At 66.7% G+C, this 6291-nt stretch carries 5 protein-coding genes and 1 pseudogene; 3 read left to right on the top strand and 3 right to left on the bottom strand.

Annotated features, from left to right (window positions below; all coding sequences use genetic code 11):
* The 3 genes and pseudogenes from M3I53_RS29405 to queF all read left to right on the top strand — a co-directional run.
* Positions 1 to 556: pseudogene (locus tag M3I53_RS29405) on the top strand (threonine ammonia-lyase, biosynthetic); the annotation flags it as partial.
* A 12-nt stretch (positions 557 to 568) separates the two neighbouring features.
* Complete coding sequence (locus tag M3I53_RS29400; RefSeq protein ID WP_254319332.1) at positions 569 to 1501, top strand: 5'-nucleotidase; 933 nt, start codon at positions 569 to 571, stop codon at positions 1499 to 1501.
* Positions 1498 to 2322: an NADPH-dependent 7-cyano-7-deazaguanine reductase QueF gene (gene queF, locus M3I53_RS29395; protein ID WP_254319331.1), complete on the top strand. Its 825-nt coding sequence runs from the start codon at positions 1498 to 1500 to the stop codon at positions 2320 to 2322. Before M3I53_RS29400 ends, queF begins: the two co-directional genes overlap by 4 nt.
* 81 nt (positions 2323 to 2403) lie before the next feature.
* On the opposite strand, the gene mtgA is transcribed toward queF, so the two are convergent.
* From mtgA to M3I53_RS29380, 3 genes are read right to left on the bottom strand one after another with little or no spacing between them, the layout of a single operon-like run.
* A complete protein-coding gene (mtgA, locus tag M3I53_RS29390) occupies positions 2404 to 3177 on the bottom strand; it encodes a monofunctional biosynthetic peptidoglycan transglycosylase (RefSeq protein ID WP_254319330.1) in 774 nt (257 codons plus the stop codon).
* A gap of 36 nt (positions 3178 to 3213) precedes the next feature.
* The gene (gene aroE, locus M3I53_RS29385) at positions 3214 to 4089 is read right to left on the bottom strand and encodes a shikimate dehydrogenase (protein WP_254319329.1); all 876 of its coding nucleotides are present in this window, start codon (positions 4087 to 4089) and stop codon (positions 3214 to 3216) included.
* Positions 4086 to 6212: a ribonuclease catalytic domain-containing protein gene (locus M3I53_RS29380; RefSeq protein ID WP_254319328.1), complete on the bottom strand. Its 2127-nt coding sequence runs from the start codon at positions 6210 to 6212 to the stop codon at positions 4086 to 4088. The genes aroE and M3I53_RS29380 overlap by 4 nt, the downstream gene beginning before the upstream one ends.
* Positions 6213 to 6291: the final 79 nt, after the last annotated feature.

Genomic DNA, 6291 nt, shown 5'->3' with positions numbered 1-6291 from the left:
GCGCGCCGAGGTGGGTGAGGCGCGCGAAGCGGTGTTCGCCGTGACGATCCCCGAGGAGCGCGGCAGCTTCAAGCGCTTCTGCGAGCTGGTCGGCACGCGCAGCGTGACCGAGTTCAACTACCGCATCGACGACGCCGAGCGCGCGCACATCTTCGTGGGCGTGCAGATCCGCAACCGCGGCGAGTCGCAGCAGATCGCGAAGACCTTCGTCGATCACGGCTTTCCGAGCGTCGATCTCACGGGCGACGAACTGTCGAAGCAGCACATCCGCTACATGGTGGGCGGGCGCTCGCCGCTCGCGCACGACGAACGCCTGTTCCGCTTCGAGTTTCCGGAGCGGCCGGGCGCGCTCATGCGCTTTCTTTCGTCGATGGCGCCGAACTGGAACATCAGCCTGTTCCACTACCGCAACCAGGGCGCCGACTACAGCTCGATTCTGGTGGGCATCCAGGTGCCCGCCGCCGAAGACGCCGAGTTCCGCCGCTTCCTCGCCACGCTCGGCTATCCGCACTGGGAAGAGACGAGCAATCCCGCGTATCGGTTGTTCCTCGCGTAACGAGCCGCAATCGTGTCCGTTTCGCTTTCCGACAAGCTCGTCGTCGCCATTTCGTCGCGTGCGCTCTTCGATTTCGAGGAGGAAAACCACGTGTTCGAGGCCGGCGACCTGCAAGCCTACGAGGCGCTCCAGCGCGAGCGCCTGAACGTGCCCGCGCGGCCAGGCGTGGCGTTCGCGCTGATCCGCAAGCTGCTCGCGCTCAATGACGGTGCGCATCACGTGGAAGTCGTGATCCTCTCGCGCAGCGATCCCATCAGCGGTCTGCGCGCGTTCAGCTCGTGCCGCGAGCACGGACTCGACATTCAGCGCGGCGTGTTCACGCGCGGGCGCGAGCCATGGCATTACCTCAAGCCGCTCAACGCGTCGCTGTTTCTCTCCGCGAACCCGGCGGACGTGAAGAGCGCGCTCGACGCCGGTTTCCCCGCCGCACGCGTCTTTCCGCGCATTGACCAAAATTCGGCGACAATGGCGGAACGTAATGCGCATGAGATTCGCATTGCGTTCGACGGCGATGCGGTGCTCTTTTCCGACGAAGCCGAGCAGATTTTCCAGAGCAAGGGGCTTTCCGCGTTCGTGAGCCACGAGCGCGACAACCGCGAACTGCCGCTCGCGCAAGGCCCGCTGCAGCCGCTGCTGGCAGCGCTGAACCGTCTGCAGAAGTTCGCCGACGCGAACGCGCAAATGCGCATCCGCACCGCCCTCGTCACCGCGCGCTCGGCGCCCGCGCACGAGCGCGCAATCCGGACGCTGATGGCCTGGAACATCGAGATCGACGAAGCGATGTTCCTTGGCGGACTCGACAAAGGCCCGTTCCTGCGCGAGTTCGAACCCCATTTTTTCTTCGACGACCAGATCCGCCATTGCGAATCCGCGCGCTCGATCACGGCCACCGGGCACGTGGCAAGCGGCGTGACCAATCTCGCAACCGAAGCCAACGTATCATGACTCCCGACCAATCTCCGCTCGGCAAGGCCTCCACCTACACCGAGCAATACGACGCTTCGCTCCTGTTCCCGATCCCGCGCGCCGGCGCGCGCGAACAGATCGGCATAGGCGCGCAACTGCCGTTCTTCGGCAGCGATATCTGGAACGCCTACGAGCTTTCCTGGCTCAACGCGCGCGGCAAGCCGCAGATCGCGATCGCCACGTTCTTCATTCCCGCCGACTCGCCGAACATCATCGAATCGAAGTCGTTCAAGCTCTATCTGGGCTCGTTCGCGCAAACGCCGTTCGAATCCGCCGACGTGGTGCGCGACACGATCAGGCGCGATGCGACGGCGGCCTGCGGCGCATCGGTATCGGTGCGGCTCGACCAGCCGGGTGCGTTCGGCAAGATCCCGTTCGAGGAATTCGACGGACTCTCGCTCGATCGCCTCGATCTCGACACGGAGATCTATCACCCGGAACCGACGCTGCTGAAGGCGGCCTTCGACGAAGCCCCGGTAGAAGAAACGCTGATCTCGAACCTGCTCAAGTCGAACTGCCCGGTGACGGGGCAGCCCGACTGGGGCAGCGTGCAGGTCCACTACGTCGGGCCGCAGATCGATCAGGCGGGCCTGTTGCGCTACATCATCTCGTACCGCAATCACACGGGTTTTCACGAGCAGTGCGCCGAGCGCATCTTCATGGACATCCTGCGCGAGTGCAAGCCGGACCGGCTCGCCGTCTACGCGCGCTACACGCGGCGCGGCGGCCTCGACATCAACCCGTTTCGCACCAACTTCAATATGCCGATGCCGGACAACGCGCGGCTCGCGCGCCAGTAAGCCGAGGAAGCGCAGACAATCAAATGCAAACGCGCCGCAAGGACGGCGCGTTTTTCATTGGCGTGGCGATTCGACGGCGCTTCAATGCGGCAGCTCAGCCGCCCCCATGCGCCGCGCGATCACGGCGGTGCGCTGCGCGAGATAGGCCGAGTTGCGATGCTCGTCGAAGTACTTGGGACGCGGCAGCATCACCGCGAGCCGCGCCGATTGCCACGGCGTGAGCTTCGCGGCGCTCGTGCGGTAGTAGTAGCGCGCGGCGGCTTGCGCGCCGTACACGCCATTGCCCCACTCCACCGAATTTAGATAGATCTCGAAGATGCGCTCCTTGTCGAGCAGCGTCTGCAGCATCCACGTGATGATGAACTCCTGGCCCTTGCGGATGTAGCTCTGCTCGCGCGAGAGGAACAGGTTGCGGGCGAGCTGCTGCGTGATGGTCGAGCCGCCGCGCACGATATGTCCGCGCTGCTTGTTCCTTTCCCACGCCTGGAGGATGGCGTCGGTTTCGTAGCCGTTGTTGTTGACGAAGTTCGCGTCCTCGGACGCGATGATCGCGCGCTTCAGGTTGCGCGAAATCTGGTCGTACGGCACCCACTCGTGCTGAATCGAGAGACCGGGGCGGTCGCTGGAAAGACGCGCGGCGTCGGTGCGCATGAAAGCCGTGGTTTGCGGATCGACGAAGTTCCAGAGCGCGATTTGCGCGAAGTAAAAGAGCTGGAGGGCGATCCACGCCATCGCGAACACCGAGACCACCCAGATCAGCCAGCGCAGCGCGCCAGGACGCTTGCGCGACTGCGCGCGCCGCCCGCTGCCGCTCGCGACCGCCGCGGCTTGCGCACCGATGGCTTGCCTGCGCATGGCGTCGTCTCCGTTTTGTGCGAGAAGCGCTGGGCGTTACGCGGCCTGCGCGGCAAGCTGCGCGCGCAACGCCGCCAGCACCGGCGCGCCCTCGGGCCGCACGCCGCGCCACACGAAGAACGACTCGGCGGCCTGCTCGACCAGCATGCCAAGGCCGTCGGCCGCGCGCGCGCCAAGTGCCTCCGCGTGGCGCATGAACACGGTGTGCTGCGCGCCGTACATCATGTCGTAGGCGAGCGTGCGCGCGCCGAACGCGTGCTCGTCGCATTCGGGCAAGGCTGCATCGAGGCTGCCCGCCGTCGCGTTCACGATCACGTCGTAGGGGTTGGGATCGACCGCGTGCGGACCGCCGCCGTTGAGGAGGCAGCCGAACTCGCCCGCCGCGCCTTCGAACTGCTCGATGAGCGCGTGCGCCTTGGGCGCCGTGCGGTTCACGATAGTGATCTCGCGCGGCCGGCGCTCGAGCATCGGCAGCACGACGCCGCGCGCCGCGCCGCCCGCGCCGAGCAGCAGCACGCGCGCGCCTTCGAGCGCAGCGCCGAGGTTCACCTCGATGTCGCGCACGAGGCCGAAGCCGTCGGTGTTGTCGCCGAAGATGCCGTCTGCGTCGAAGCGCAGCGTGTTGACCGCGCCCGCCGCCGCCGCACGCGGCGACAGCTTGTGCGCGAGCGCATGCGCTTCGAGCTTGAACGGCACGGTCACGTTCAGGCCGCGCCCGCCCGCCGCGTGAAATGCCTGCACGTGCTCGACGAAACCGTCCAGCGGCGCGAGCAGGCGGTCGTACTCGACGCGCTCGCCCGTTTGCAGCGCGAACTGCGCGTGGATGTACGGCGACTTGCTGTGCGCCACCGGGTTGCCGACTACCGCGTAGCGGTCGGCGCGCACAACCGGCTTCGACTCGCCGGCACTCATTCGCGCGGCTCCGTGGCGTGCTGGTCGCTCGATTGCTCTTCCGCTGCGGGAGCGTCGCTTGCCGCCTCGCCTTGCGCAACGCCCGCTTCCGCGACGGCTTCCGCTTCGCTTTGCGCGGATTCGTCGGCGGCCTCGATGAGCTCTTCGTCTTCGCCCGACTCCTCTTCGGCCGGCTCGCCGCTCGTCACGACGGGCGCATCGAGCACGCGCAGCATGCGCACCGAAGCCTCGATGGTCAGCTCGTCGATCGACAGCACTTCCATCATCAGGCGCGTGCCGCGCGCGTGCACGCCGAGTGCAGGCACGTGCATGAGCAGCGGCACTTCTTCGAAGCGCACCAGGTCGTCCTTCACCACGCTCGCCGGGAACTCGCGGCGCGGCTCGCGCCCAGCCTCACCGCGCATCTCCTGCTGCAGCCAGCGCAGGCACCAGAAGTACTCCATGCGGCGCTGATGATCGGCGTAAGCGGTGTAAGTCTCGTCGAAGCCCTGCACGACGGCGAACAGATCGGCGTCCTTGGGCTTGAACGGCGCGACGAGCTTGGCGGCCACGCCATGCTCCACGCAGGCGAGCAACTGCCACTGGTTCACGAGGTCCACGTAGCGGCGCAGCGGCGAGGTGCTCCACGCATACTGTGCGACGCCGAGACCTTCGTGCGGCGCGGCGTTGGTCTGCATGCGCGTGCGCTTGGGCCCGGTCGGCGCGCCGAACGCGCGCTGCGAGCGATAGATGCCCGGTACGCCATGGTCGTGCAGGAAAGCGCCCCACGTGGAGTTCGCGAGAATCGCCAGCTCCGCGACGATCAGGTCGAGCGGCGAGCCGCGGCGGCGCGGCGAGATCGTCACATGCTCGCCTTCCACGTAGAAGTTGAAGTCGGTGTTGCGCTGGACTTCGCGACGCAGGCCGTAGCCGGCGCGCGCCTGCTGGCGCTTCTCGAACAGCGCCTGCGCGAACGGCCACAGCACGGCGATGTCGTCCTTGTGCGGATACTCGCCCGTGCCGGCTGCGAGCGTCTCTTCGGTGACGACTTCGTCGAGCGTGTTGTGACGCAGATTGCTCTTCACGAACACGCGCTCGGCGCGCGTTTCGGTCGCGACGATCTCCTGCGTCTCGCGGTTCACGATGCAGTAGAGCGAAAGCGCCGGACGCAGCCCGCCTTCCTTGAGCGTGAACGCGTCGACGAAATCGTCGGGCAGCATCGTGATCTTGTCGCCGGGCATGTAGACCGTCGAAAGACGCGTGCGCGCGATCGTGTCCGCCGTATCGCCGCGCTGGATGCCAAGCGCGGGCGCCGCGATGTGGATGCCGATGCGCACCCGGCCGTCGGCCAGATGCTCGATCGAGAATGCGTCGTCGATTTCGGTCGTGGTGACGTCGTCGATCGAGAAGGCCTGCACGTGCTCGGCGGCGTCGGGCAGATCCTCGGGCAGCGTGCCCACTTCGACGGGCGGAAAACCCGTGCCGTGCGGGAAGAAGTCCGCAAGAAAGCGCGCCTCGTGCAGCGCGCGCGGCGAAGCGATGCCGCCGTTTTCGAGCATGAGGCGCGGCATCGAAATGCCGCGTGCGGCGGCTGCCGCTTCGAGCGCCTTGTATTCGATGGAGTTCTTGTCCGGCTTCGTGAGAAGTCCGAGTGCCTTGCCCTTGAATGCCTCGGGCAGTCCGCCCGCCTTCAGCTCCTCTTCGTAGCCGGCCTGAACCAGCCCCTGCTGACGCTTGCGCTCGAGCGAGGCCAGCGCCATCTTTAGCTGCTCTTCAGGCGCGCGCTGATACTGGCCGCGCCCCTTGCGGCGGAAGTACACGGGCGAGCCGTGCAGGCGCAGCACGAGCGCCGCGCGCTCGACCGGGCCGTAGGTTTCGCCGAAGTACTCGCTCGCGAGCGCCGTGTACGCGAATTCGTCGGCGGGCGCGCATTCCCACAGGAAGTCCAGATCGATCTCCTGAGCGGCGGCGTCCGCCTGCTCCAGCAGTTCGCTCGCGGCCGGCTTCTCGAATTCGATCAGCACATCTTTCGCGCGCACCTTGGCGCGTCGGCCGCCCGGCAGCTCGACCTGGAACGCATCGCCCTGGCGCGACAGCACGCTGCCGGCCTTGAAACTGCCCGATTCCTCAAAGAAAACGTTCACTCAATACTCTCGTTCAGACTTGCTTCGACCGCCGGCGCGGCGCGCGGGCGGTGCTGTATACATATAGGCGTTCGCACGC

The organism is Paraburkholderia sp. CNPSo 3272 (assembly GCF_024206495.1).
Taxonomy (GTDB): Bacteria; Pseudomonadota; Gammaproteobacteria; order Burkholderiales; family Burkholderiaceae; genus Paraburkholderia.
Note: the sequence above shows the minus strand (reverse complement) of the source record. Positions and strands in the feature narration are given on the sequence as shown.

Excerpts from the sequence above, each read along its gene's own strand:
- queF (WP_254319331.1), top strand. The coding sequence starts at position 1,498 with ATGACTCCCGACCAATCTCCGCTCGGCAAGGCCTCCACCTACACCGAG.
- mtgA (WP_254319330.1), bottom strand. The coding sequence starts at position 3,177 with ATGCGCAGGCAAGCCATCGGTGCGCAAGCCGCGGCGGTCGCGAGCGGC.
- aroE (WP_254319329.1), bottom strand. The coding sequence starts at position 4,089 with ATGAGTGCCGGCGAGTCGAAGCCGGTTGTGCGCGCCGACCGCTACGCG.